The following is a 25,189-nucleotide window of genomic DNA, read 5'->3' as shown; positions in this document are numbered from 1 at the left end:
CGTTGGGCATTGCCTTCAATGGTGCGCCCGACGAGTCGACCCATTTTTACTTGTTGGAGTACCTGAACGCAGCGCATGCCTTGCCGCTCGCTACCGAGCCGCATGAGTCCTTCGTGGGTGCTATTTCCGGGCATACCTGGCAAAAGGGCGAGTTCTGGTACCACGGGCTTCCTTTTCCACACATCCTGGGCGCCTTGGCAACCACGTATGTGAGCAGCTGGATAGTGTCGCCTGACATGCTCTACCTGGGTGCCCGCAGCTTCAATTGGATTCTGGGCGGCGTATTCATTTGCGCGCTGTTCCGCACGTCCCGCGCGAGCGGGTTGTCGCCAGCCATGTCGGCGCTGATTGCCGGCGTTATTGCCCTGATTCCACAAGTGACGTTTGTGTTCTGTTATCTGAACAGCGATGCCTATGGGCTGGCAAGTATTGCGCTATTGATCAGCACACTGACGAGTTTCATACAGTCACCCACCCGCAAGCGCGCGCTGTATTTTGGGCTGGCAATCGGCCTGATGTTGATGGCCAAGCTGTATTTTATTCCAGCGCTGGTGTTTGCCTTCGTCATGGTCGCGTCGGTGCGCGTGTTCAAGAACAAGCACGTGCTGACGCATATGCCCACGATGATCGTCGCCGCCATTGTGCTGGCCGCACCCATGCTGGTGCTTGTCTATCACAAATATGGCGAAATATCGGGCATATCCGGCCAGATCGAGTTCGTCAATCTGCACAGGCTCAATCCTGCCGCAGGTTTTGGTACTTGCTACTTACGGTGTGAGCACCACTTCTTGAACATGGCGAACCTTTGGCCGTGGCTGGGGTTGACCTTGAAAAGCTATTTCTCTGTGACGGGCTGGATGAATTTATTCATCCCCACTGCCTATTACCAATTGGCAGCGTTTGCCCTGGTCGGCGCTATTTGCGTAGCACTTGACCAGATCAAACCGTTGAACACCACAGAGTCCAAGCGGGACATCGCGCTGGATTACGTATTGCCCCTTGTTATGATCATTGGTCTGTTTCCCGCCATGACATTATTCAGCCTCATTGCTTCTCAAAACTCACTTCCGCAGCCGCAGGGCAGGTACTTGTTTGTGACCATTCCCTTTCTAGGCCTTCTTCTTTCGTTGACCGCCAAGCGGCTGATAGAAAGGATGGCCAAATGATCGAGCATGAACCAATAAACACCGGTGCTGCGAAGAAAATCGGCATCGCCCTGGTCGTGTTGCTTGTCTTCATGGTGCTGAGCAATTTGTTGAGTTGGAGCGTCAATATCACTGCCGCCGGAAATCTGAAGGCGTCGGTCATCGGTGGTGCGATTCAGAACGCTTTTTATCAAAGCCTCGGTAAAGGCGCTTCGAGCAAGTTTTCATTGGCTCAGGATGAAGTGTCCAGTCGGCTGGTTGTGCCTGAAACGGCGCAGGCGTACCTGACGCTGCCGCGCGCTGCCGATGCGTCGGCGATGGGCAATATCGACCAGGGTTCCAAGGCTGACAACGGCTGGAAGCTCAGCGGCTGGACGTATGTGCCGGAAAGCGCCGGTACGCCGGAGTTTGTGATCGCCGTTGAAAATGAAAAGGTCATTGGCGTATTGGCGGTCGACCAGGATCGGCCTGATGTCGCCAAGGCGCTTAATGCTCCAAGGGCATTGCGCACAGGCTATTCGGGTCAGGTTACCCGCTCACTCAACACAGAGGGTTGCAAGGTCACTCTCTACACCCTCACCTCATCTCTACAGCTGTTCGCAATGCCAAGCCTTTGTGACAAGGCCAACCATCCTGCTCAGTGACTTTTGGACTTTTTATGGAAAATATCGTTCTTTTTTCGGCCGTCAAGGCAAACGCTGGCCTTGATTTCGTCACCCCTCTGAAAGCTGTATTGGACAGCCACTGGTACGTTCTCGGGAACGAGGTGAAGCTGTTCGAAGAGGAATTCGCAAACTATGTAGGCATCAAGCACTGCATCAGTGTTGCCAACGGCTCAGATGCGCTTGAGCTTGCGTTGAAGGGCCTTGGCGTTGAGTCCGGCCACCACGTCGTTGCCGTTGCCAACGCTGGTTTCTACGGCAGCACCGCGATTCATGCGGTCGGCGCAGAGCCTGTGTACGTTGACGTCGACCCGACCAGCTTGACTATTTGCCCGAAAGCTCTTGCTGCCGTATTGGACAGCAAACCCGCAGCGGTGATCGTGACGCACCTTTACGGTCAACTGGCCAACATCGAGGAAATCGTCCGTATCGCTTCGGCTGCCGGCGTCCCGGTGTTGGAGGATTGCGCCCAATCCCACGGTGCGCGACGCAATGGCAAACAGGCCGGCAGTTTTGGCACGATTGCGTGCTTCAGCTTTTACCCCACCAAAAATCTTGGTGCCCTGGGTGATGGTGGCGCAGTGGTCACCGATAACGACGAACTCGCGACTCGCATCCGTCAGTTGCGCCAATACGGCTGGACTCAAAAGTACCAAGTGTCCGTCCCTGGCGGCCGCAACAGCCGCCTTGACGAAATGCAGGCCGCGATCCTTCGTGTGAAACTCCCGCATCTGGATACCTGGAACGAGCAACGTCGTTCGATCGCCAAGCGCTACAACGCGGCGTTCGCGGCACTGGATATGCAATTGCCGTGCTCCACCGGCGAAGATTATGTAGGCCACCTCTACGTCGTGCGTGTGAAAGCGAGAGCGGAGTTTGCTGCAGCGTTGAAAGAAAAGAGCGTCAGCACCGACATCCATTACCCGATCGCTGACCACAAGCAACCGGCTTACGCTGCCACGCCAGCCGCTTTGAGCGTGACCGAGCAAGCGTGTGACACGGTTATCTCGCTGCCTTGCTACCCTGGCCTGACCGACGAAGAAGTCGATCGCGTGATCGAGGCCGTCACTGCTTACTTCTCTGAGGGGAAATAACCTTGCTGACGTTGGTCATCCCCGTATATCGCAACGAGGGCAATCTTCCCGATCTGCTCGTCGCCATAGCTGGCCTGAATACGCAGCTTGATAACGACCTTGAGGTTGTGTTCGTTGTGGACGGCAGTCCGGACCGTTGCTATGAGATTTTGCGAGAGAAGCTGCCTGCGCAGCCTTTCCGATCCAAGCTCATTTTGCTGTCGAAGAACTTTGGCTCGTTCATGGCTATTCGTACAGGGTTGCAAAATGGCAGCGGCGACCGATTTGCGGTGATGGCTGCGGACCTGCAGGAGCCGCCTGAACTGGTTCTTGAAATGAACCGCGTGCTGTTGGGCCAGGACACCGATGTTGTCGTTGGTGTTCGAGAAGGGCGGCAGGACCCGTGGGGCAGTCGCATGGCGTCCAGCCTCTTCTGGGGCCTTTACCGCCGGTATGTCATCCCCGAGATTCCACCGGGCGGCGTCGATATGTTTGCCTGCAATCGGGCATTCAGGGACACACTGCTGACGCTGGATGAGCGACATAGCTCGCTGATCGCGCAGATTTTCTGGTTGGGTTATCGCCGCAAAGTCGTGACCTACACTCGTCAAGAAAGAGTTCACGGTACTTCGGCCTGGACCCTGCGCAAGAAAGTCAATTACCTGATGGACAGCGTGTTTTCCTTCACGGACCTGCCCATCAGGTTGCTGACCCGCGTCGGCGCTTTCGGGTCGGTGCTGGCGGCGGTGTTCGGCGTTTTCACATTGGCGGCGAAGCTGCACGGCATGATCGAAGTGCCGGGCTACGCGATGATCATGCTGACAATCACTTTCCTTGGCTGCTTGAATCTCCTGGGGCTGGGCATCGTGGGCTCCTATGCATGGCGTACCTACGAAAATACAAAAAATCGACCCTTGGCGATCCCAATGCGCGTTGAAGATTTTGGAGATAAGAATGAGCAGCACTAAGCAATACTTCGTTCACAGTCATGCACTGTGCGAATCCGAGAATATTGGTAAAGACACGCGAGTCTGGGCGTTCGCGCACATTCTGCCTGGGGCCTCCCTGGGCAGTGAGTGCAACGTATGCGACAACGTGTTCATTGAAAACGATGTGATCATCGGCGACCGCGTCACGCTCAAATGCGGCGTGCAGGTCTGGGATGGCATCACCATTGAAGACGACGTCTTCATTGGTCCGAATGCAACCTTCACGAATGACCTGTTTCCGCGCAGCAAGGTCTACCCGCAGGCCTTCGATCGCACAATCATCCGCAAGGGCGCCTCGCTGGGCGCCAACTGCACGATCCTTCCGGGCCTGACCATTGGCACCAACGCAATGATCGGCGCAGGTGCGGTGGTCACGCGTTCTATCCCGCCCAATGCTATCGTTGTTGGCAACCCTGCGAAAATTATCGGCTACGTTGATGCCAAGCCTGTCAGCACCTCCCAGGAGGGGGCTGAAAAGGTTGCCAGCAAGCCGGGCGTGGTCCAAACCACGGTCAGCGGTGTGACGTTGCACACGATGACTGAAGTCGCTGACATTCGCGGCAGCCTGTCCGCGGGTGAATTCGAGCGCACCATCCCGTTCAAATCGGAACGTTATTTCCTAGTGTATGACGTGCCTACCGCAGAAACACGCGGCGAACATGCGCATAAGGTCTGCCACCAGTTTCTGGTTGCCGTCAAAGGCTCGGTGCATGTGGTCGCGGACGACGGCAGGAACCGCGAAGAGTTCGTGCTGGATAAGCCCAACAAGGGTATTTACCTGCCACCGATGACATGGGGCATCCAGTATCGTTATTCCCATGATGCAGTGCTGATGGTGTTTGCGTCGCATTACTACGATTCGGCCGACTACATCCGCAACTACGATGAATTCAAATCGCTGATTGCCAACGCTCGATGATGCCTGGAATCAAGCGCGCAGCGGCTAAAATCCTGCAGGTGGATTTTGCCCGGTTCCTGGTGTCGGGCGGTTTCAATACTCTCGTCACCTACGGAATCTATTTACTGCTGTTGAATGTGTTGTCCTATAAAACAAGTTATACGGTCGCGTACGTGGCCGGGATAGTGCTTGCGTACAGCCTCAATCGGTACTTTGTTTTCAAGAGTCATCAGGGCATCAAATCGGTCGCTTTATTTCCGTTAGTTTATCTGGCGCAATACCTCACCAGCCTTTTGATTCTCTGGGTGTGGGTTGAGAAACTTGGGCTTGATAGCCGTGTCGCTCCGTTAATCGCGATCGCGATCACGGTACCGATGACGTTTGTTCTTTCCAGGTACGTGTTCTCCACGGCCCCGAAACGCGGTTGATGGATAAAGGCTGACACTGCAGTGCCAAGCGCCTGCCGTCACCTGACCGTCAGGCAAATTTAAGCCCCGGGACCTCTTGCTGCGAATGCGGCGAGGTGTCCCGGGGCTTTTTTGTTGCGTTGAATTCCGCATTTCAATGGCGTAAAGCCTTTAGGCTCCAGCGCCGCGCCTTGAGGCCCATGCTCTTGGCACCGTTGACGGTACCTTCGAGAATGGCAGCCGCTTTCAGGGTTATTCGATGACCAGCAACGCTTTGGATTGGCACAGAAGCGAGGAGCTTTCTCCAGGGATCTCAATGGAGACGCTGTAACCACCGAGTTCCAACGCAGATAAATCGGCCTTGAAGGAGAAACCGGCTTTCAAGAGTTTTTGATTGTTGAATGCCTTCACCAGGTCCGGGCGATCAACAACGGTATATTCCTTGAAGGTGGCGGGATCACCCTTGTAGCCGATCAGGCGAAGTTTGAGTTCCTTTGGCGAACTTTGGTTAACGGTGTCGATAGCCCAGCCGGTGAATTGTACAACGCCTCGCGGCACATAAACGCTTGCGCCGGTCTTTCCACCGATGGTGTCAAAGGTGCATTTGTCTGATGGGTAATAAGTGGTCTTACCGGCAGCTGCATTTCCCTTGCTCCCATCCTTGTCGTTGCATCCTGTCATTGTCGCTGCAGTTAAAGCGAGAAAACTTATTGCCGCAATCATCTTGTACATGGTTTTTCCTGAGGGGTGTCAGTGTGTGTATAGCATTGATTTCTTAACTATATAAATGCTTGGCAGTGCTATCGGCGTATCGCGAAAACTGACGATTTATCGACGGCACAGTCTCCGTCCCTGTTGCTAAAGACATCAACCTCAGCGGTCGGATTATGTAGTGGTTGGCAGCACAGTACAAGAGTGGGGGAATGGCTGGATGGCGCACGTCGTGCCTTTTTATCGGGCCGTCGGTGAGCAGGTACTGATTGATACCGCGTCTGTTGAGTATCTCCTGCGCGGGTTGGGAGCTGGTTTTAGACCCCGCGACGCGCCCTGCATGTTTTAAAACAAGGCATTGGATAACCAGTGTGAAGGTTTTCAGTGCGGTAGCCGCTCGGGCTTGATGATGAGGTTATGTTTTTTCGGTTTTCGAATGTCATTAATATTTAATTGACCGCGCTTTATAAAGTTATAAGTAAAAGTGCTGGCGTGGAAAGTTTGCCCGTCTTTCTATAACGTGCGGCCAGAGGGCCCATGGCCGCCGGCCGTCAATGGATTTCGCATGTCGATTCGTTCGGGAGCGCAGAGATACCTTTTTATGCCCATGAAAAAGCCCGCAACGGCGGGCTTTTTGACGCTTGTGTCATGAGTTTCAGGTATCGGGTACGGCCATTTTTTTGTTACCCGTTACACCCAGGTAAAGATAAGTGATGGCCACCATGATCAGTGCAACCACGCCAGACTCGTAAGACTCCACAGACATCCACGGGCCTTGACGACCGAAGTAGTACTGCCATTCGGAGCTTTGCAGCCCCAGGGTTTGCTCGACTGCAGCCTGAGACGCGTCCCTGAGCCCGTACAACGTGAAGAGAGAGAGGACAGCGACTATCGCAAGAAACACCTGCTGCCGCCATTTAATCTCCATCAGCGCGTAGATCACAATGGCCACCGGAAAGATCCCGATCCACTGCCGGCTCTCGGAGCCAAAACTCAAGAGTGGAGAGAACAGCATGAATATCACCAGCAGGCCGATCGGTACTGTACGGTCGCCGTTGAACGACCATCGGATGCAGTACATGGCCACAATCAGAACGCAGAAACCAAAGTAAAGGAAATGCGATATCCAGGGTTTAAGAGGCGCCCCGGCGCTCTGCATCATCAGGTTTGCGGTCAGCGGCGGGCCTTGGAAACCGGTCGAAAAATCAATCACGGAACGCATGACCAGGAAGCTGATGGCGACCGTACAGACGCCCAGCACCAGGCTTTGAAGTTTGAGGCCTCGATAGAGTTGCGGGCTGCACGCAATGCTCGCGGCAATCCAGGCGAGCAACGCGATAATGATACACTGGACCAAGAGTGAGAGCGGTATGAAGCCCACGAGGGCTGTTTGCCCGCCGCTGATAATATGAGTGGAGATTTTCAGCGTGGTGATATCTTTCATGAAGTGATGGTAAGCTAGGAGCCCAATCACTAAAAACAGTGCAAATAATGATTTTTGTATACGTTTAACTTGCTTGATGTTGATCGTGGTGTTGTTAATAGTGCCGTAGGGAAAGGCAATTAACCCCAGTGGGACAACAAATAGCGCTGGGAACAACCAGACAAACCAGGCGCATATAATGTGCAGGGCAAATTTTTTCTGATTAACCCAGCACCACAAGGCAATACAACTAAAAGGGATCGCCAGGTTGTCGCTCAGGATCGGATAAAAGACTGGGATTACCAAACTTGCCCAGCTGAATGTAAACAGGATCACGGATAAAATGGCTTTGTGCGGCGTCACGCCCAATTTCCGCAAGCAGCTGAACAAACAGCCTGTTCCGACGGCCATAATGCCGATGTTGAACAACCGCTGAATGAAAACCAGTGTTTCCTTCCCTTCTCCGCGCCAGGCGAAAGGCATCAATTGAACAAACCCTGACATTCTGACGAGTCGATACGGGTCGTTAGTGATCGGTACACCAGTCGCCAGTAACTTTACATACGCGACATAATCGTTCCCGTCCCAGCCCGCACCTTCGTGGAGTGGAATAACACCTATCCATAAGTAGGTAAGAAACATTAGTGCAACGACGGCCATCGCTACATGCCTGCCAGATAATCCGACTAGGCTTCGATCAAAGTTAACCAAAACCGATCCATCCTCATCCATAATAATTTCAGTTACCAGAGCGAGCGTCAATTTTCAGGTTGGCGCTATGTAACGATGTCAATGCTCGCGGTCGGCGAGTTTACAAATCAACTGGCTATTTGTCGATCAATCTACAACCTTTTCACTGGTCGGGTTTATTTTCGCCTTGGGTAACGCTTTATAAATCTGGTAGGCCGGATCAGGCGTGGGCTGAACCGGTTCAAAATGGGCGCGGATATAGTCGTCCATCAATCGATGGGAATTGGAAAATCTCAACGCTTCCCGACTGTCCATCGCCATGTTGAAGACCAGCACGAACCCTGGGTCGGCATTCTTTATCCGTTCGATTTCCGCGCGCTGGAAGTCCTCGGTGCGCGGTGAAAGTGCGTATATCTCCCAAAGGGGCGCTTCCCGTTCCAGCAAGGGGTAGGCGCCGGGCCAGAACGGCAGGACCAGCACCGTTCGGCCCTCTGGGGCATAACGGCCAGTCAGGTCCCTAAGGAGCTGTACCGCATCGGCGGTACCGGGGTCCATGGATATGGTCGAACCCGAGACGTTGATCTGCCTCCAGCCATCTTGGGTGCGAGCGAGTATTCCAGGCTGCCAGGCGGCAAGTATGAACAAGCTGACAGCGGCGGTAAGCACACTCAGTATCAGTTTTGACGCCCACGTTCTGAGTGTGGCCAAAAGGATGAAGATACCGAGGAGCATCGGATAAATGCCCTGCGCGAGGTGGCCGACGTCTGCCCTTGCAAAGGCAAAGTGGGCATACGGAAGCGTTGCGCAAGCCACGGCCACCAGTTCAGGGCGCACGGGTCTACCTCGCAGCCGTTCTTTAAACACCCAGCCCAGTGCGCCAATACCGAATGCCAGCAATGCCATGAAGCAGAGGCCGATGAGGAACCATCTGGTCTCGATGACTACGCCGGCGGTTCCGAAGCCAACGGTCCAAGGCCAGGGGACGGGTAGCGGCAGATTGGTGTTGCCTTGTTCGAGCATGAACACAATCGTGTCTATGAAGGCTGAGAAGTAACCGGGTATGAACAAACACATGGCGATGACCGGCAGGTAGCCTACGGCCACTCCCGCTGCCCAGGCCGGGACGCCCTTGAATCGTTGCCCCTGATCGGATGCCCTAATGGCGAGCCAACTCATGGCCGTTACGCTGGCCACGGCGCCGTATACGCCATGATTACGGCCAAATACGGCCGCGAGACCGATGATCACGCCAAGCAGGAAGTAGCGTTTTACTGTCGGGTTAAGCAGGAGGTAAGTCAGGCCTGCAACGATGATCATTGAAATCGAAATATCAAAAATCTTGTGCCGTGGGTACATCCAGGCCATGAGCGCAAGGCCGGTGATACATAGAAAAGCGAGCTTTTTGAGAGAGTTTCCTCGTAACGCAATGGCGATGGTCCAAAGCCCTGCATATACGCCCAATACTTGAAACATCGCCACGGAGGCGCGCAGTGCCATGATTCCCGTATCGCCTACAAGGGAAAAGTAGCCTGCAGACCAAAAATATCGGCCAGGGTCATAAGCCATGAAGTCACGGATCGGAATTTGCCCGGCAATGATTTGCTTCGCGCCGTACCACAGGAACCCTTCATCCCAGAGGTTAAAACTATCATGGCCTTGCCAAAGAAAATTGCCGATGACGAAAGAGGCCGACAAGGCCAAAAGAACGAGTGTGTTTACGGCCCGTTCATGTATAGCGTGATTCATGGTTCATTCCGCGTCATTTCCCGATGGCGTGCACTATGCCTCTTCAGCGGGGCTCAGGGTAGGTGAATCGATGCGTCGGCCACGACGCTCACCTGGTTGACTTGCCCACCCGCAACACCAACCACAGTGCCCCCGCAATCAGCACCCCGCCATACAGATGCGCCATCGACAGCGGCTCATCCAGCAGCAACGCACCCCACAGCACCCCGAACGGCGGGATCAGGAAGGTGGTGGTCATCGATCGCACCGGGCCAATGGCTGTCAGCAGGCGAAAGTACAGGACGTAGGCAAACGCCGTACACATCAGCCCCAACCCGAGCAACGACAACCACACGTGCCAGCCGCCCCAGCTTGCCGGCGGATGAACGATGGCGCTGTAGGCAAACAGCGGCAGCAGGAACAAGGTCGCGCCGAGCATGCTGCCCAGGGCCGCGAGCCGACTGTCGAGCCCGCCGCGCTGATCCAGCCAGCGGCGCGCGAGAAACCCGGCAAAGCCGTAGCAAGTGGTGGCCAACAAGCAGGCCAACGCGCCCATCAACAATTCCAGGTCAAACGCCACCGGCCCGGCGCGGGTCAGCACGCCCACGCCAAACAGGCCCAGGCACACCCCGGCGACTTTCGATGGCGTCAGGCGTTCGCTGAAAAACAATCCGCCAATCAGCACGCCCATTAACGGCGTGGTGGCATTGAAGATCGCCGAGTAACCCGCCGGCAACACCTGGGCCGCCACGGAGTACAGGGTCGCGGGTATGCCGGAGTTGATCACGCCCAGCAGCAGGATGGTCTTGAACTTGCCTTGGAAGTCCCAGTTCACGCGCATCACCGCGAGCATCACCAGCAACCCGGCGGCGGCAATCGACACGCGGAAGAACGCGGTCGGCAGCGTGCCGATTTCCGGGGCGATAATACGCATGAACAGGAAACTCGCGCCCCAGATCGCGGCCAGCCCCAGCAGGTATAGGGTGTCGACAGGTCTCACGGAAAACTCCTACATCAATCGGACGGGGAGTGTTGCCCAGCGCCCGGCTCGACACAATCGCTGATTACCGGAAAAACCGCGTCACCGGCCTCTGCTGGCCAATTTGCGCGGGGGGCAGCGCTGAGTGTTTCCAGCAACGCCCATCAATCGGCGAAATGAACGAAAGTCCACAAACCAACATGCTAAATGACTGCTTCTCCTGCCTGCATTCACTGGCTAAGCTCTGGGCTTTCAGATACCCGTCCGAGGTTTCCCGCATGTCGCAGCGCACACCCGCCCTCGCTATCGCCCAGATGATCCTCGATGGCTTCGACGATTACCGCGAGCACTTCCGCCAGATCACCGATGGTGCCCGTGAACGTTTCGAAAAGGCCCAGTGGCAGCAGGGCCAGGCGGCTTCGGCGGCGCGTATCAACCTGTATGAGGAGAAAGTCAGCGAAGTGACGAGCCGCCTGCGGGCGAGCTTCGATGACGCCACCCTGATGGACATCGAGGCCTGGCCGTTGGTGAAAAGCGCCTACATCGGCCTGATCGACCTGCGCTTTGACGATGAGCTGTCCGAGACCTGGTACAACTCGATCTTCTGTGGCCTGTTCAGCCATGACCTGATCAGTGACGGCTGCATGTTCGTCCACACCACGCGGCCGAGCCTACGCCGGGCGAGGGCGGCGCAAACCCGGGTCTACACCCCAGTCGGCAAAATTTCCGACATGCTGGCGCAGATTTTCGCTGATTACAGCTTCAGCGAGCCTTACGCGGACCTGCCGGCCGACCTGCGCCGCCTCGAAGTGCAACTGCGCGAGAACCTGCCGGACTGGGTGTGCAAGGACCCTGAGCTGAAGGTCGAGCTGTTTTCCTCGGTGCTCTACCGCAACAAGGGTGCCTACCTTGTCGGACGCATCTACACCCGTGACGAGCAGTGGCCCCTCGTGATTCCGCTGCTGCACCGCGAAGGGCAGGGCATCCAGATCGACGCGCTGATCACCGACGAAGCCGATGTGTCGATCATTTTCTCCTTCACCCGCTCCTACTTCATGGTCGACGTGCCGGTGCCGGCGGAGTTCATCGGCTTCCTCAAGCGCATCCTGCCGGGCAAGCACATTGCCGAGCTGTACACCTCGATCGGCTTCTACAAGCACGGCAAGTCGGAATTCTATCGCGCGCTGATCAACCACCTGGCCACCACCGACGATCAGTTCATCATGGCTCCCGGTATCCGCGGCATGGTCATGAGCGTGTTTACGTTGCCGGGCTTCAACACGGTGTTCAAGATCATCAAGGACCGCTTCTCGCCGTCGAAAAACGTCAGTCGCGCCACCGTGATCGAGAAGTACCGCTTGGTCAAAAGCGTGGACCGCGTCGGGCGCATGGCCGATACCCAGGAGTTCGCCGATTTTCGCTTTCCGTTGAGCAAGTTCGAGCCCGAGTGCCTGGCCGAATTGCTCGACGTGGCCGCCAGCACCGTTGCCGTCGAAGGCGACACCGTGCTGATCCGCCACTGCTGGACCGAACGGCGCATGACCCCGCTCAACCTCTACCTCGACAACGCCAGCCCCGCCCAGGAGCGCGAAGCCTTGGAAGACTATGGCCTGGCGATCAAGCAACTGGCGGCGGCGAACATTTTCCCCGGCGACATGCTGCTGAAGAACTTCGGCGTCACCCGCCACGGCCGCGTGGTGTTCTACGACTACGACGAGATCTGCTACCTCACCGAAGCCAACTTCCGCCACATCCCCGCGCCCCGCACGCCGGAGGATGAAATGGCCTCGGAGCCCTGGTACTCCATCGGCCCGCTGGATGTGTTCCCCGAAGAGTTCCCGCCGTTCCTGTTCGCCGACGCCGGCCAGCGCAAGCTGTTCGATCAACTGCACGGCGAGTTGTACGATGCTGACTACTGGAAGGGCCTGCAGGACGCGATTCGCGCCGGAAAGGTCATCGATGTGTTTCCATACCGGCGCAAGGAACGCGAGAACGAATGAGGGGCGCGCATGCCGGCGGTTTTCTGCGACAATCCGCCCCCTGCATAAATAGACGACCAAAACGCACCTGATGACTGACCAAGCGCCCGCTATCGACCAACTGCTGAAAAACCTCGATCACGCCATGCTCGCCGACCGCCACCGTTTGCGGCGGCAGTTGCTCGAGCTGCGCAAGAAGCCCGATGAGGAGAAGCTGGCGCAGTGGGTGACGCGCATGCAGGCGTCCTGCGCCCAGGTCACGGCGCGGCGCGCCAGCCTGCCGCTGATCCGCTACGACGACAGCCTGCCGATCGCCGCCAAGCGCGACGAAATCAAGGCGGCGTTGCTCAAGCATCAGGTGCTGATCATCGCCGGCGAGACCGGTTCGGGTAAGACCACCCAGTTGCCGAAAATCTGCCTGGAGATCGGTCGTGGCCAATACGGCCTGATCGGCCACACCCAGCCACGTCGGATCGCAGCGCGCAGCGTCGCCAGCCGGGTTGCCGAAGAGTTGGCCACGCCGCTCGGCGCACTGGTCGGTTATCAGGTGCGCTTCGAAGACCAGAGTGATTCCAACACCCTGATCAAGCTGATGACCGACGGTATCCTGCTGGCGGAAACCCAGAACGACCGCTACCTCGAACGCTACGACACGATCATCGTCGACGAAGCCCACGAACGCAGCCTGAACATCGACTTCCTGCTCGGCTACCTGAAAACCCTGTTGCCGCGTCGCCCGGACCTGAAAGTCATCATCACCTCGGCCACCATCGACCTGGAGCGCTTCTCCAAGCATTTCGACGATGCGCCGATTGTCGAAGTGTCGGGCCGCACCTTCCCGGTGGACACCTGGTATCGCCCGCTGACCCTGGAACAGGACGAGGAGGGCAACCGCGTCGAGGACGACTTGACCGTCGACCAGGCGATCCTCGCCACCCTCGATGAAATCGCCGCCTACGAGCGCAGCGAGCGGCGCAGCCCTGGCGACGTGCTGGTGTTCCTGCCGGGCGAGCGCGAGATTCGCGATGCCGCCGACATGCTGCGCAAGGCCCAGCTCAAGCACACCGAGATTTTGCCGCTGTACGCGCGCCTGTCACCGGCCGAACAGCAGCGCATTTTCCAGTCCCACCCGGGCCGGCGCGTGGTGCTGGCGACCAACGTCGCCGAAACCTCGCTGACCGTGCCGGGCATTCGTTATGTGATCGACAGCGGCACCGCGCGCATCAGCCGCTACAGCTACCGCGCCAAGGTGCAGCGTCTGCCCATCGAGGCGATCTCCCAGGCCAGCGCCAACCAGCGTAAAGGCCGCTGCGGCCGGGTCGAGCCGGGGATTTGCATCCGGCTGTACAGCGAAGAAGACTTTATCGGCCGTCCGGAATTTACCGACCCGGAGATCCTGCGCACCAACCTGGCGGCTGTGATCCTGCAGATGCTGCACCTGCGCCTGGGCGAAATCAGCGACTTCCCGTTTATCGAACCGCCGGACGGCAAGGCCATCAGCGATGGTTTCAACCTGCTGCAAGAACTGTCGGCGGTCGACCGCAACAGCCAACTGACCCCGCTGGGCCGCCAGTTGGCGCGCCTGCCGGTGGACCCGCGCATGGGCCGCATGCTGCTTGAAGCCGCCAAGCTGGGCAGCCTGCAGGAAGTGCTGATCGTGGCCAGCGCCATGTCGATCCAGGACCCGCGCGAGCGCCCGCCGGAACGCCAACAGGCCGCCGACCAGGCCCACGCACAATGGAAGGACGCCGATTCGGACTTCGCCGGGCTGGTCAATCTGTGGCGTGGCTTTGAAGAGCAGCGCCAGGAACTGACCGCCAGCCCGCTGCGCAACTGGTGTCGCAAGAACTTCCTCAACTACCTGCGCCTGCGCGAGTGGCGCGATTCCCATCGCCAGTTGAGCCTGATCTGCCGCGACATGCAGCTGACCGTCAACAAGGACCCGGCCGACTTCGCGAAACTGCACAAAGCCGTACTGTCGGGCCTGCTCAGTCAGATCGGGCAGAAAACCGAAGACGGCGATTACCTGGGTGCGCGTCAGCGGCGCTTCTGGATTCACCCGTCGTCGGGCATCGGCAAGAAACGTCCGCAGTGGCTGATGACCGCCGAGCTGGTCGAAACCACCAAGCTGTACGCACGCATGGTGGCGAAGATCGATGCCGACTGGATCGAACCGCTGGCTGGGCACCTGATCAAGAAAAACCACTTCGAACCGCATTGGGAGAAGAAGCGCGGCCAAGTGGTGGCGTTCGAGCAGATCACCCTGTTCGGGCTGATCGTGGTCGGGCGCCGGCCGGTGCATTACGGGCCGGTCGACCCGGTGGTGTCGCGCGAGCTGTTTATCCGCGAAGGCCTGGTGCGCGGCGAAATCCAGTCCCGGGCCAAGTGCCTGACCGCCAATCAGCAGTTGCTGGAGCAGCTCGACGAGCTGGAAGCCAAGGCGCGTCGGCGCGACATCCTGGCCGACGAAGAGACGCTGTACGCGTTCTACGATGCGCGCTTGCCGGCGGAGATCCACCAGACCGCGACGTTCGACAGCTGGTACAAGGTCAACAGCCAGAAAGACCCGCAATTGTTGATCATGCGCGAGGAAGACGTACTGGCCCGCGACGCCAGCGAAGTCACCGCCGCGCATTACCCGGACACCCTGCACCTGGGCGACCTGGCGCTGGCCTTGAGTTACCACTTCGAACCCAACCACCCGCGTGACGGCGTGACCTTGCGCGTGCCGGCGCCGCTGTTGCCGGCCTTGCCCGCCGAACGCCTGGAATGGCTGGTGCCGGGGGTGATCGAAGCCAAGTGCATCGCCTTGGTGCGCAACCTGCCCAAGGCCCTGCGCAAGAATTTCGTGCCGGTGCCGGACTTCGTCAGGGCCGCCCTGCAACGTATCGAATTCGCCCAGGGCTCGCTGCCCCAGGCGCTGGGGCGCGAACTGCTGCGCATGACCGGCGCGCGCGTCAGCGATGAAGCCTGGGCCGAGGCCGCGCAGCAGGTGGAAAGCCACCTGAAGATGAACCTGGAAGTGGTCGACGGCCAGGGCAAGTTTCTCGGCGAAGGCCGCGACCTGGCCGAACTGACCGCGCGCTTTGCCGAGGCCAGCCAGGCCGCGTTGGCCGTGCCGCAAACGGCAAAAAGCCAACAGCCGGTGGAAGCCAAGGTGTTCGCGGCGGTGGCCGAGAAGACCCAGCAAAAGATCGCCGGGCTGTCGATGACGGTGTACCCGGCGCTGGTGGAAGAAAACGGTACGGTCAAGGAAGGACGTTTCTCCACCGCCGCCGAGGCCGAGTTCCAGCACCGTCGGGCCTTGCAGCGCCTGCTGATGCAGCAATTGGCCGAACCGGCAAAATTCCTGCGCGGCAAATTGCCCGGCCTGACCGAGCTGGGCCTGATGTACCGCGAACTGGGGCGCATCGAGGCGCTGGTGGAAGATATTTTGCTGGCCAGCCTCGACAGCTGCGTGCTGGAAGGCGAAGCCAGCCTGCCGCGTGACGGCGCCGGGCTGGCGGCGCTGGCCGAGCGCAAGCGTGGCGGTTGGACCGAGCACGCCGAGCGCCTGGCGCGCTTGACCCTGGACGTGTTGAAACTCTGGCACGGCCTGCAAAAGCGCTTCAAAGGTAAGATCGACCTGGCCCAGGCGGTGGCCTTGAACGATATCAAGCTGCAACTGAGCAATCTGGTTTATCCCGGCTTTGTGCGCGAAACTCCGGCGCAGTGGTTCAAGGAGTTGCCGCGTTTCCTCAAGGCGATCGAGCTGCGTCTGGAAAAACTGCCCAGCCAGGTGCAAAAAGATCGGGTGTGGAGCGGCGAGCTGGCGGGCCTGTGGACGCAGTACCAGAACCGTTTGAACAAGCATGCTCAGGAAGGCAAGCACGACCCCCAGCTAGCGCTCTATCGCTGGTGGTTGGAGGAATATCGGGTGTCGTTGTTTGCCCAGCAGTTGGGCACCCGGGTGCCGATTTCCGACAAGCGCCTGAGCAAGCAATGGAGCCTGGTCGAAGCGTAATCACACCAATGGGCAATGGCGCTTATCCGGGATATGGCGCCAAATCCCCAGGGTTGTGGCAAACTTCGCGGTTATAAATGCCGGGAGCGTCGTGATGGGCTGGTGTGCAGCCGCGGCGTGATGGAATAAAGCGTTGCCAGTTTGATGCCCGCTGGACGGAATCAAACGACTTACAGTTTGGTACGACGGTACCAATATCTTCTGCCTGACAGATTTAGAGGAACGACCGTGCATAACGTCGTCATCAGCGGCACTGGCCTGTACACCCCGGCCAACAGCATCTCCAACGAAGAGCTGGTGCAGTCTTTCAATACCTACGTGCAGCAGTTCAACACGGAGAACGCCGCCGCCATCGAGCGCGGTGACGTGCAGGCGCTGACGGAGTCCAGCGCAGCCTTCATCGAGAAGGCGTCGGGCATCAAGAGCCGTTTTGTGATGGACAAGGACGGCATCCTGGACCCGCAGCGCATGACCCCGCGCCTGCCCGAGCGCAGCAACGACGAATGGTCGGTGCTCTGCCAGATGGCCATCGGCGCCGCCGAACAGGCCCTGCAGCGCGCCGGCAAGACCGCCGCCGACATCGACGGGGTGATCGTCGCCTGCTCCAACCTGCAACGCGCCTACCCGGCCATCGCCATCGAAGTCCAGGAAGCCCTGGGCATCGCCGGTTTCGGCTTCGACATGAACGTGGCGTGTTCCTCGGCGACCTTCGGCATCCAGAACGCCGCCAACAGCATCAAGCTGGGCCAGGCCCGGGCGATCCTGATGGTCAACCCGGAAGTCTGCACCGGCCACTTGAACTTCCGCGACCGCGACAGCCACTTCATTTTCGGTGACGCGGCCACTGCGGTGATCCTCGAACGCGCTGACCTGGCGACCTCCGAGCACCAGTTCGACGTGGTCAGCACCAAGCTGCTGACCAAGTTCTCGAATACCATCCGCAACAACTTCGGCTTCCTCAACCGCGCGGCGGAAGAGGGCATCGGCGCGCCCGACAAGCTGTTCGTGCAGGAAGGCCGTAAAGTCTTCCGGGATGTCTGCCCGATGGTCGCTGAGTTGATCGGCACGCACCTGGCGGAAAACCAGTTGAACGTGAACGACGTGAAGCGCTTCTGGCTGCACCAGGCCAACCTGAGCATGAACCACCTGATCGTGAAGAAGCTGCTGGGGCGTGAAGCCACGGTGGAAGAAGCACCGGTGATTCTCGACACCTACGCCAACACCAGTTCGGCGGGTTCGGTGATCGCGTTCCACACTTACCAGGACGACCTGCCCAAAGGCGCCGTGGCGGTACTCAGCTCGTTTGGCGCTGGCTATTCGATCGGCAGCGTGATCCTGCGCAAACGCTGATCCTGCGGCTCGCCGCGGTCAAATGTGGGCGCTGGCAAACCAGCCCCCACACCGATCGCGTTCTCACTTGGAAACCGAGGTCTCGAATGGCAGTAGCGGACGACGCGCACCTGCTTGAACGCTTGCTCAAGGGCGAGCAGCGGGCCTACAAGGAATTGGTCAGCCAATACCAAAGCGCCATGCGCGCGGTGGCCTACGCGATTGCCGGTCAGCGTCATGCCGACGAAGTGGTACAGGACGCCTGGCTGTCGGTGGTACGCAACCTGCCCAAGTTCGAAGGGCGCTCCAGCCTCAAGACCTGGCTGCTGACCATCACCGCCAATGCCGCCAAGAGCCGCTACAAACAGAATCGTCGCGAAGTGTTGCTCGATGATTTGCCCTCGCCCCACGGCACGATCGGCGATGAGCGTTTCAGCGCGGATGACGGTCACTGGGCGGTCGCCCCTTTTGCCTGGCACCAGGACACCCCGGAAGCCCTGCTCACGGAGGACGAACTGCGCAAATGCCTGGAACATACGTTGCTGAGCTTGTCGGAATTGCAAAGCAGCGTACTGGTGCTGCGTGAACGCCAGGGCCTGGAGTTGGAGGAGATTTGTAATCTTCTGACGCTTTCGCTCTCCAATGTGCGGGTGCTGTTGCATCGCGCACGGCTTAAAGTCTTCGCCACGGTGGAGCATTTTGAGGAAACCGGCGAATGTTGACGTGTAAAGAGCAAGTGGCGCGTTCCAGTGACTTTCTCGATGGTCAGTTGACCTTTCGCGAGCGGCTGCTGGTGCGTCATCACTTGATGTTCTGCCCTAATTGCCGGCGTTTTATCCGTCAGATGCGCTTGCTGCAGGCCACATTGCGGATCATGCCGCAGGCGCCGGTACAGGATGTGGATGCCTTGGCTGAACGGCTGGCCGCCGAGCGGCGCAAGGATCAGTAACGGCGGGGGGAAGACAGACTCGCGTGGGGGAATCGGACGGATGATGGGGACCGATTCACCCACGCCAGGCTGTTACAGCCACCCCGGGCCATCCTGGCCCAAGGCGTGTCGCACTTACAGTTAGAACTTGGCTTCAGCATCCAACTGCAGGGTGTTGGTGTTGGCATCACGCTGCGTGCGGCTGGCGTAGTCAGCCTTGGTCAGGAAGTACGTGGCGCCGACAGCGAAGTTCTTGTCGATGTCGTAGCTGACCTTCATCTTATGACCGCGCGAACCGGTGGTGCCGTTGGCGAAGTCCGAATCGGTGAAGGCGCCTACCACAGCGTTACGTTGTGTATCGCGGTAGTTGTAGTCCAGGTTGAAACCGAACACCTTGGACTTGGCACCCAGCAACCAGGCGGTGTCCTGATCGTTGGAAGCATCGTTGTTCTTCACGTACTGACCGTAGAACGCCAGCGGCACGGCCAGGCCACCGATGTCGGCTTGGGCAAAACCTTCGTACAGACGGAATTGTTCGTTCGCCGAGTTGCCGTTGACCGCCAGTGCGCAAGGCGTGGTGCTGCTCGTACAGGTGCTGTTTTCGTCGTTCTGGTAGGCGTAGATACTGCCGCCCAGGGTCATTTTCAGGTTGTCGGTCACCGAGAAACGCGTGCCCAACTGGCCGGAAGTCAGGCGCAGGTCGTGGCGGAATTGCACGCCGTCGCCGTCGACGTTGTCCTTGAGGTTGTAGTTACCGAGGCTGCCGAACAGCTCGGCGCTGCTACCCAGCGGGTATTTGTAGGTCAGGGCCAGACCTTCCGGGTTGATATCGCTATCCCAGATCACGTCGCCCATGTTTACCCATGGCTGGAGCATCTTGCCGCCGATGACGTGCAGGTTCTTGATCTGCTTCGGGTGGTAGTCGATGTAGCCGAGGTCCAGCCAGATCGACTTCTTGTCGAAGTAGTTGTCCTGGTCCTGGTTGGTGGAGCGCGCATCGTCGCTGCTGCCGGTGGCGATACGAATGCCGGTGTCGACCTGGTCGTTGATCTCGGTGTAGGCGCCGAGACGGGCACGGATGCGCTGACGGTCCTTGTCACGGCCACCGTTGTTGGATTCGCCCTGGATCTTCACGGTTTCCTGACGGAAGCGCACGTCACCCTTGAACTGGGTCTTGGCGGCCCAGGCAAGTTTCTGGTCGAACACGCTCAGGTCGTTGGCTTTTTTCGCGGTGGCCGCGATCTGTTCGTTGGTCTCTTGTTGAGCTTGCTGTGCGATCTGCTTTTCTTTCTGATCCTTGGCCAGCTCAGCTTGCAGTTCAGTGTACTGCGAAGCCGAGATTTGACCGTTGGCCTTGAGCATGTCGAGCAATTTAGCGTCGACTGCAGCGCTGGCCGGAACGCTCAGGGCCAGCAGCAAGCCGCCACAAAGGGCCGCCGCAGTTTTAGTGGAAGCAAGACGCATATCAATCTCCGAAAGTGAGGAGGGATGGCAAACCATCCAGGACACAACCGACCGATGACGGACGGAAAAAATAACTGCCGGGGTAGAACCAGGCGCGCTAAAAACAGGCGTCAGTATCGCGATCGTTTATGACGGCGCAGTGGCGAACTGATGTCAGGTAGATGACAAATTATTTATGAACGGAACTATTGGTTTAGAGCCTTGTCCGGCGATTTGGAGGTGTGTCGGCAGCGGCGATAAGCGATACTCGCGAGGCTTTCACGCCCTGAAGTAGTGAGGATGCCGATGCCGCTGCAACGCCTGGACAGCCTGTCCGAAATCGCCCCGCAGGCCTGGGACGCCCTGGTGCCGCAGGCCCAGCCCTTCGTGCGACATGCGTTCCTGAGCGCGCTGGAAGACAGCGCCAGCCTCGGCCCGCATTCGGGTTGGCAGCCTGAGCATTTACTGCACTGGGACGGTGATCGGCTGGTGGCGGCATTGCCCGGTTATCGCAAATGGCATTCCTCTGGCGAGTACGTCTTCGACCACGGTTGGGCGCAGGCCTGCGAGCGGGCCGGCATCGATTACTACCCCAAGCTGTTGGTCGCCGTGCCGTTCAGCCCGGTCAGCGGCCCGCGCCTGTTGGCCGCCAGCGCTGAAGACGGTTTCGAGTTGCTCGGCAGCCTGCCCGGTTACCTGGAAATCGAAGGGCTCTCCAGCGCCCATATCAACTTCACCGACCCGCTGGCGGATGACGCCCTGGCCCGACAGCCGGGCTGGTTGCCGCGCCTGGGCTGTCAGTTTCACTGGCAGAACCGCGGCTACCGGGATTTCCAGGACTTCCTTGACGCCTTGAGTTCGCGCAAGCGCAAACAGATGCGCAAGGAACGCGAACAGGTGGCGGGGCAGGGCATCGAGTTCGAATGGTTGCAAGGCCATGAACTGAGCGAGGCGCAGTGGGATTTCGTCTACGCCTGCTACGCCAACACCTACGCGGTGCGCCGCCAGGCGCCGTACCTGACCCGTGCGTTTTTCAGCCTGCTGGCCGAACGCATGCCCGAAGCGATCCGCGTGGTGCTGGCCAAACAAGGCACGCGCCCGGTCGCGATGGCGTTCAGCTTGATCGGCGGCGACAGCTTCTTTGGGCGTTACTGGGGCTGCCTGGCGGAATTCGACCGCCTGCATTTCGAAACCTGCTTCTACCAAGGTATGGATTACGCCATCGCCCACGGCTTGCAGCGCTTCGATGCCGGTGCCCAGGGCGAGCATAAATTGATTCGCGGGTTCGAGCCGGTGATCACCCGGTCGTGGCACTACCTGCGTCATCCAGGGTTGAAGACGGCCGTCGAAGACTTCCTGGAGCGCGAGCGGGTGGGGATTCTGGCGTATGCCGAAGAAGCGAGGGCAGCCCTGCCGTATCGGCAGGGCTGAACCCGTTTTGCCTCAGGCCGGCTCTTCCTTGCCCAACCATCGATAGACCACGCCGCCGATCACCGCGCCGAGGATCGGCGCGAGCCAGAACATCCACAATTGCTGGATCGCCCACCCGCCCACGATCAGCGCCGGTCCCGTACTGCGGGCCGGGTTGACCGAGGTGTTGGTCACGGGAATCGAGATCAGGTGGATCAAGGTCAGCGCCAGGCCGATGGCGATGGGGGCGAGGCCCTTCGGGGCACGCGGGTCGGTGGCGCCGAGGATGATCAGCACGAACATCGCTGTCATCACCAGCTCACAGACAAACCCCGCTGCCATTGAATAGCCGCCAGGCGAATGCTCGCCATAGCCGTTGGAGGCCAGGCCTGACGCCAGTTCGAACCCCGGTTTGCCGCTGGCGATCACATACAACAGCGCAGCGGCGATAATGCCGCCAATGACCTGGGCAACGATGTACGCCGGTAACTCCCTGGCCGGAAACCTGCCGCCCACGACCAGCCCCACCGATACCGCCGGGTTGAGGTGACAACCGCTGATGTGCCCGATGGCGACCGCCATGGTCAGTACCGTGAGCCCGAAGGCCAGGGCCACCCCCAACAACCCGATGCCGACTGCGGGAAACGCCGCGGCCAACACCGCACTCCCGCAACCGCCCAGCACCAGCCAAAACGTACCTAAACCTTCTGTGACTGAACGCTTGAACAAAGACATGTACCCGTCCTTGATAGATCGCTCTACCGAATCAGTAAATCAGTGATGCTCCCTGCGATTTACTTCAGCGCCCGTCTTGGCACTGCACTGAGTACAGCACGGTTGCGGCACAAATCCAGGACACCCATGTGGGAGCAAGCCCCCTCCCACCTTTTGAGTTGTGTAGGCCCGGCAGTTTCAGTCGATGCCGACGAAGCCTCCGGTCTGGTGCTGCCACAGCCGCGCATACAACCCGCCGTGGGCGAGCAACTGGGCATGGCTGCCGGTCTCGGCGATCTGGCCTTTCTCCAGCACCACCAGGCGGTCCATCCGCGCAATGGTCGACAACCGGTGCGCAATCGCAATCACCGTCTTGCCTTGCATCAGGGTTTCCAGGCTTTCCTGGATCGCCGCTTCGACTTCCGAATCCAGCGCCGAGGTGGCTTCGTCCATGATCAGGATCGGCGCATCCTTGAGCAGCACCCGCGCAATGGCGATGCGTTGGCGTTGCCCGCCGGACAGTTTCACGCCGCGCTCGCCCACATGGGCATCCAGCCCGGTGCGGCCTTCGGCGTCCGACAGCTGCGGGATGAATTCATCGGCACGCGCCTTGCGTATGGCCGCCCAGAGCTCCTCGTCGCTGGCGTCCGGCTTGCCATACAACAGGTTCTCGCGGATCGAGCGGTGCAGCAGCGACGTGTCCTGGGTGATCATGCCGATCTGTTCGCGCAGGCTTTCCTGGGCGACCTCGGCGATGTTCTGGCCGTCGATCAGGATGCGCCCGCCTTGCAGGTCGTACAGGCGCAGCAGCAGGTTGACCAGGGTCGATTTGCCTGCGCCGGAGGGGCCGATCAGGCCGATTTTTTCACCGGCCTCGATGGTCAGGTTCAGGCCGCCAATGATCCCGCTCTTCTTGCCGTAGTGGAAATCCACCTGCTCGAAGCGCACTTCGCCATGGGGCACGGTCAGGCGTGGAGCGTTGTCGCGGTCGACCACGGCCAGCGGCTGGGCGATGGTTTTCAGGCCGTCCTGCACCATGCCGATGTTTTCGAAAATGCCATTGACCACCCACATGATCCAGCCGGACATGTTGACGATGCGAATCACCAGGCCGGTCGCCAGGGCAATCGCGCCCACGGAAATCAGCGAATGGGTCCACAACCACAGGGCCAGGCCGGTGGTGGTGACGATCAGCAGGCCGTTCATGGTGGTGATCACCACGTCCATGCTGGTCACCACGCGGCTGGCCAACTGGGTTTTTTCGGTCTGCTCGATGATCGCTTCCTTGGCGTATTCCTGCTCGGATTGGGTATGCGCGAACAGCTTCAAGGTGGTGATGTTGGTGTAGCCATCGACGATGCGGCCCATCAACTTGGAGCGCGCCTCGGAGGAAATCACCGAACGCGCTTTCACCCGCGGCACGAAGTAGCGCAATGCCAGGCTGTAGCAGACGATCCAGGTCACCAGCGGGATCATCAGGCGCCAGTCGGCTTCGGCAAACAGCACCAGGGAACTGATGGCGTAGATCGCCACGTGCCAGATCGCATCCACGGCCGCCACGGCGGAATCGCGCAGGGAGTTGCCAGTTTGCATGATGCGCTGGGCGATGCGCCCGGCGAAGTCGTTCTGGAAGAAGTTCAGGCTCTGCTTGAGCACGTAGCTGTGGTTTTGCCAACGGATCAGGCTGGTCATGCCGGGGCTGATGGTCTGGTGGACCAGCAGGTCATGCAGGGCGCCGAAGATCGGGCGCAGCAGCAGGGCGACCACGCCCATCCAGATCAGCTCGGTGCTGTGGATCTGGAAAAAGTTCGCGGGCGGTGTGCCCTGGGCCAGGTCGATGATGCGGCTCAGGTAGCTGAATAGCGCGACTTCGATCAGTGCGCCGATCAGGCCCACCACCAACAGCGCGGCGAAACACGGCCACACCTGACGCAGGTAGTAGAGGTAGAAAGGCAGGACTTTATCGGGAGGGGCGGCGCTGGGCGCGTCGCGGAAAATATCGATCAGTTGTTCGAAACGACGATAGAGCATTAGGGTTGACGCCCGCCCGGCGGGCTCTCCTGTTCAAAGGCGCGCGACGCCTTGTGAGCGCCGCGCGGAACTACCTGCGGACCTCAGTCGATGCGCTTGGCCGACTTGATCAGGACAGGATCGATTGGCACGTTCTGCATGCCTTGTTTGGTGGTGGTCTGCGAGTTGACGATGATGTCGACCACGTCCATGCCTTTGACCACTTTGGCGAACACGGCATAACCGGCATCGCGGCCTGGATCGAGGAAGGCATTGTCCGCGACGTTGATGAAGAATTGGCTGGTGGCCGAATCCGGGTTCGAGGTGCGGGCCATCGACAGCGTGCCACGCACGTTATGCAGGCCGTTGCTGGCTTCGTTCTTGATTGGTGGGTTGGTGTCTTTTTGCGCCATCTGCGCGGTGAACCCGCCGCCCTGGACCATGAAGCCCGGGATCACACGGTGGAAAATCGTGTTGGTGTAGAAGCCCTTGTCGACGTAGGCCAGGAAGTTCTTGCTACTGATCGGCGCCTTGACCGGGTCCAGTTCGATTTCAATGTCGCCGTTGGTGGTGGAGATCAATACGTGGGGCGCCTTGGCGGGCTCGGCGGCCATCAGGTTGGCAGCGAACAGAACGGAACCGGCAAAGAAGGCGATTTTTTTCAGCATGGG

At 59.1% G+C, this 25,189-nt stretch carries 20 protein-coding genes; 12 read left to right on the top strand and 8 right to left on the bottom strand.

Features of this window, described 5'->3' with window-relative positions; genetic code table 11:
* Window positions 1-2 precede the first annotated feature (2 nt).
* The 6 genes from JN756_RS23905 to JN756_RS23880 are packed head-to-tail and all read left to right on the top strand — an operon-like array spanning window position 3 to window position 5,195.
* A complete protein-coding gene (locus tag JN756_RS23905) occupies window positions 3-1,166 on the top strand; it encodes a glycosyltransferase family protein (protein WP_236255057.1) in 1,164 nt (387 codons plus the stop codon).
* Window positions 1,163-1,789 (top strand): hypothetical protein, encoded by a 627-nt coding sequence (locus JN756_RS23900; RefSeq protein WP_236255056.1) that lies wholly within the window; start codon window positions 1,163-1,165, stop codon window positions 1,787-1,789. Before JN756_RS23905 ends, JN756_RS23900 begins: the two co-directional genes overlap by 4 nt.
* A gap of 14 nt (window positions 1,790-1,803) precedes the next feature.
* Complete coding sequence (locus tag JN756_RS23895) at window positions 1,804-2,901, top strand: DegT/DnrJ/EryC1/StrS family aminotransferase (protein WP_177029531.1); 1,098 nt, start codon at window positions 1,804-1,806, stop codon at window positions 2,899-2,901.
* Complete coding sequence (locus JN756_RS23890; RefSeq protein ID WP_104902669.1) at window positions 2,898-3,848, top strand: glycosyltransferase family 2 protein; 951 nt, start codon at window positions 2,898-2,900, stop codon at window positions 3,846-3,848. The genes JN756_RS23895 and JN756_RS23890 overlap by 4 nt, the downstream gene beginning before the upstream one ends.
* Window positions 3,835-4,788, top strand: coding sequence for a WxcM-like domain-containing protein (locus tag JN756_RS23885; protein ID WP_104902670.1), 954 nt, complete (start codon window positions 3,835-3,837; stop codon window positions 4,786-4,788). Before JN756_RS23890 ends, JN756_RS23885 begins: the two co-directional genes overlap by 14 nt.
* Entirely contained in the window at window positions 4,788-5,195 is a 408-nt protein-coding gene (locus JN756_RS23880) for a GtrA family protein (protein WP_104904522.1), read from the top strand. The genes JN756_RS23885 and JN756_RS23880 overlap by 1 nt, the downstream gene beginning before the upstream one ends.
* 231 nt (window positions 5,196-5,426) lie before the next feature.
* On the opposite strand, the gene JN756_RS23875 is transcribed toward JN756_RS23880, so the two are convergent.
* From JN756_RS23875 to JN756_RS23860, 4 genes are all read right to left on the bottom strand, one after another.
* Window positions 5,427-5,906 carry a hypothetical protein gene (locus JN756_RS23875; RefSeq protein WP_177029532.1) on the bottom strand — a complete coding sequence of 160 codons (480 nt, stop codon included), beginning with the start codon at window positions 5,904-5,906 and terminating at the stop codon, window positions 5,427-5,429.
* Between the two features lie 634 nt (window positions 5,907-6,540).
* Window positions 6,541-7,968, bottom strand: coding sequence for a hypothetical protein (locus JN756_RS23870; RefSeq protein WP_201021429.1), 1,428 nt, complete (start codon window positions 7,966-7,968; stop codon window positions 6,541-6,543).
* A 177-nt stretch (window positions 7,969-8,145) separates the two neighbouring features.
* Window positions 8,146-9,744 (bottom strand): hypothetical protein, encoded by a 1,599-nt coding sequence (locus JN756_RS23865; RefSeq protein ID WP_104902675.1) that lies wholly within the window; start codon window positions 9,742-9,744, stop codon window positions 8,146-8,148.
* An 88-nt stretch (window positions 9,745-9,832) separates the two neighbouring features.
* Window positions 9,833-10,723, bottom strand: coding sequence for a DMT family transporter (locus JN756_RS23860; protein WP_104902676.1), 891 nt, complete (start codon window positions 10,721-10,723; stop codon window positions 9,833-9,835).
* 257 nt (window positions 10,724-10,980) lie between these two features.
* Between JN756_RS23860 and aceK the strand changes: the two genes are divergently transcribed.
* The 5 genes from aceK to JN756_RS23835 all read left to right on the top strand — a co-directional run bounded on the left by aceK (window position 10,981) and on the right by JN756_RS23835 (window position 18,962).
* Window positions 10,981-12,702: a bifunctional isocitrate dehydrogenase kinase/phosphatase gene (aceK, locus tag JN756_RS23855; RefSeq protein ID WP_046489433.1), complete on the top strand. Its 1,722-nt coding sequence runs from the start codon at window positions 10,981-10,983 to the stop codon at window positions 12,700-12,702.
* Window positions 12,703-12,772: 70 nt separating this feature from the next.
* On the top strand, window positions 12,773-16,684 hold the full coding sequence (gene hrpA / locus JN756_RS23850; RefSeq protein WP_201021428.1) for an ATP-dependent RNA helicase HrpA: 3,912 nt from the start codon (window positions 12,773-12,775) through the stop codon (window positions 16,682-16,684).
* Between the two features lie 228 nt (window positions 16,685-16,912).
* Window positions 16,913-18,034 carry a beta-ketoacyl-ACP synthase III gene (locus tag JN756_RS23845; protein WP_017845271.1) on the top strand — a complete coding sequence of 374 codons (1,122 nt, stop codon included), beginning with the start codon at window positions 16,913-16,915 and terminating at the stop codon, window positions 18,032-18,034.
* An 86-nt stretch (window positions 18,035-18,120) separates the two neighbouring features.
* Complete coding sequence (locus tag JN756_RS23840) at window positions 18,121-18,735, top strand: RNA polymerase sigma factor (protein ID WP_017845272.1); 615 nt, start codon at window positions 18,121-18,123, stop codon at window positions 18,733-18,735.
* The gene (locus JN756_RS23835; RefSeq protein ID WP_017845273.1) at window positions 18,729-18,962 is read left to right on the top strand and encodes an anti-sigma factor family protein; all 234 of its coding nucleotides are present in this window, start codon (window positions 18,729-18,731) and stop codon (window positions 18,960-18,962) included. Before JN756_RS23840 ends, JN756_RS23835 begins: the two co-directional genes overlap by 7 nt.
* A gap of 120 nt (window positions 18,963-19,082) precedes the next feature.
* Here the strand turns inward: JN756_RS23835 and JN756_RS23830 are convergent, their stop codons facing one another.
* Window positions 19,083-20,405, bottom strand: a complete 1,323-nt coding sequence (locus tag JN756_RS23830) for a putative porin (protein WP_057003834.1) — start codon at window positions 20,403-20,405, stop codon at window positions 19,083-19,085.
* Window positions 20,406-20,690: 285 nt separating this feature from the next.
* Here JN756_RS23830 and JN756_RS23825 point away from each other — a divergent pair, with 285 nt between their 5' ends.
* The gene (locus JN756_RS23825) at window positions 20,691-21,815 is read left to right on the top strand and encodes a GNAT family N-acetyltransferase (RefSeq protein WP_079444486.1); all 1,125 of its coding nucleotides are present in this window, start codon (window positions 20,691-20,693) and stop codon (window positions 21,813-21,815) included.
* Window positions 21,816-21,827: 12 nt separating this feature from the next.
* On the opposite strand, the gene aqpZ is transcribed toward JN756_RS23825, so the two are convergent.
* The 3 genes from aqpZ to JN756_RS23810 all read right to left on the bottom strand — a co-directional run bounded on the left by aqpZ (window position 21,828) and on the right by JN756_RS23810 (window position 25,186).
* The gene (gene aqpZ, locus JN756_RS23820; protein ID WP_126588855.1) at window positions 21,828-22,529 is read right to left on the bottom strand and encodes an aquaporin Z; all 702 of its coding nucleotides are present in this window, start codon (window positions 22,527-22,529) and stop codon (window positions 21,828-21,830) included.
* Window positions 22,530-22,706: 177 nt separating this feature from the next.
* Window positions 22,707-24,539 (bottom strand): ABC transporter ATP-binding protein, encoded by a 1,833-nt coding sequence (locus JN756_RS23815; RefSeq protein ID WP_046382464.1) that lies wholly within the window; start codon window positions 24,537-24,539, stop codon window positions 22,707-22,709.
* A gap of 83 nt (window positions 24,540-24,622) precedes the next feature.
* A complete protein-coding gene (locus tag JN756_RS23810) occupies window positions 24,623-25,186 on the bottom strand; it encodes a peptidylprolyl isomerase A (protein ID WP_017845278.1) in 564 nt (187 codons plus the stop codon).
* Between the last annotated feature and the right edge of the window lie 3 nt (window positions 25,187-25,189).

Source organism: Pseudomonas sp. Y39-6, from assembly GCF_023651955.1.
Lineage (GTDB): Bacteria > Pseudomonadota > Gammaproteobacteria > Pseudomonadales > Pseudomonadaceae > Aquipseudomonas > Aquipseudomonas veronii.
This window is presented reverse-complemented; position numbering and strand designations above follow the sequence as displayed.

Coding starts and splice junctions, on each gene's coding strand:
- JN756_RS23900 (WP_236255056.1), top strand. CDS start 1,163: ATGATCGAGCATGAACCAATAAACACCGGTGCTGCGAAGAAAATCGGC.
- JN756_RS23895 (WP_177029531.1), top strand. CDS start 1,804: ATGGAAAATATCGTTCTTTTTTCGGCCGTCAAGGCAAACGCTGGCCTT.
- JN756_RS23885 (WP_104902670.1), top strand. CDS start 3,835: ATGAGCAGCACTAAGCAATACTTCGTTCACAGTCATGCACTGTGCGAA.
- JN756_RS23880 (WP_104904522.1), top strand. CDS start 4,788: ATGCCTGGAATCAAGCGCGCAGCGGCTAAAATCCTGCAGGTGGATTTT.
- JN756_RS23875 (WP_177029532.1), bottom strand. CDS start 5,906: ATGTACAAGATGATTGCGGCAATAAGTTTTCTCGCTTTAACTGCAGCG.
- JN756_RS23870 (WP_201021429.1), bottom strand. CDS start 7,968: ATGGCCGTCGTTGCACTAATGTTTCTTACCTACTTATGGATAGGTGTT.
- JN756_RS23865 (WP_104902675.1), bottom strand. CDS start 9,744: ATGAATCACGCTATACATGAACGGGCCGTAAACACACTCGTTCTTTTG.
- aceK (WP_046489433.1), top strand. CDS start 10,981: ATGTCGCAGCGCACACCCGCCCTCGCTATCGCCCAGATGATCCTCGAT.
- hrpA (WP_201021428.1), top strand. CDS start 12,773: ATGACTGACCAAGCGCCCGCTATCGACCAACTGCTGAAAAACCTCGAT.
- JN756_RS23840 (WP_017845272.1), top strand. CDS start 18,121: ATGGCAGTAGCGGACGACGCGCACCTGCTTGAACGCTTGCTCAAGGGC.
- JN756_RS23835 (WP_017845273.1), top strand. CDS start 18,729: ATGTTGACGTGTAAAGAGCAAGTGGCGCGTTCCAGTGACTTTCTCGAT.
- JN756_RS23830 (WP_057003834.1), bottom strand. CDS start 20,405: ATGCGTCTTGCTTCCACTAAAACTGCGGCGGCCCTTTGTGGCGGCTTG.
- JN756_RS23825 (WP_079444486.1), top strand. CDS start 20,691: ATGCCGCTGCAACGCCTGGACAGCCTGTCCGAAATCGCCCCGCAGGCC.
- aqpZ (WP_126588855.1), bottom strand. CDS start 22,529: ATGTCTTTGTTCAAGCGTTCAGTCACAGAAGGTTTAGGTACGTTTTGG.
- JN756_RS23815 (WP_046382464.1), bottom strand. CDS start 24,539: ATGCTCTATCGTCGTTTCGAACAACTGATCGATATTTTCCGCGACGCG.
- JN756_RS23810 (WP_017845278.1), bottom strand. CDS start 25,186: ATGCTGAAAAAAATCGCCTTCTTTGCCGGTTCCGTTCTGTTCGCTGCC.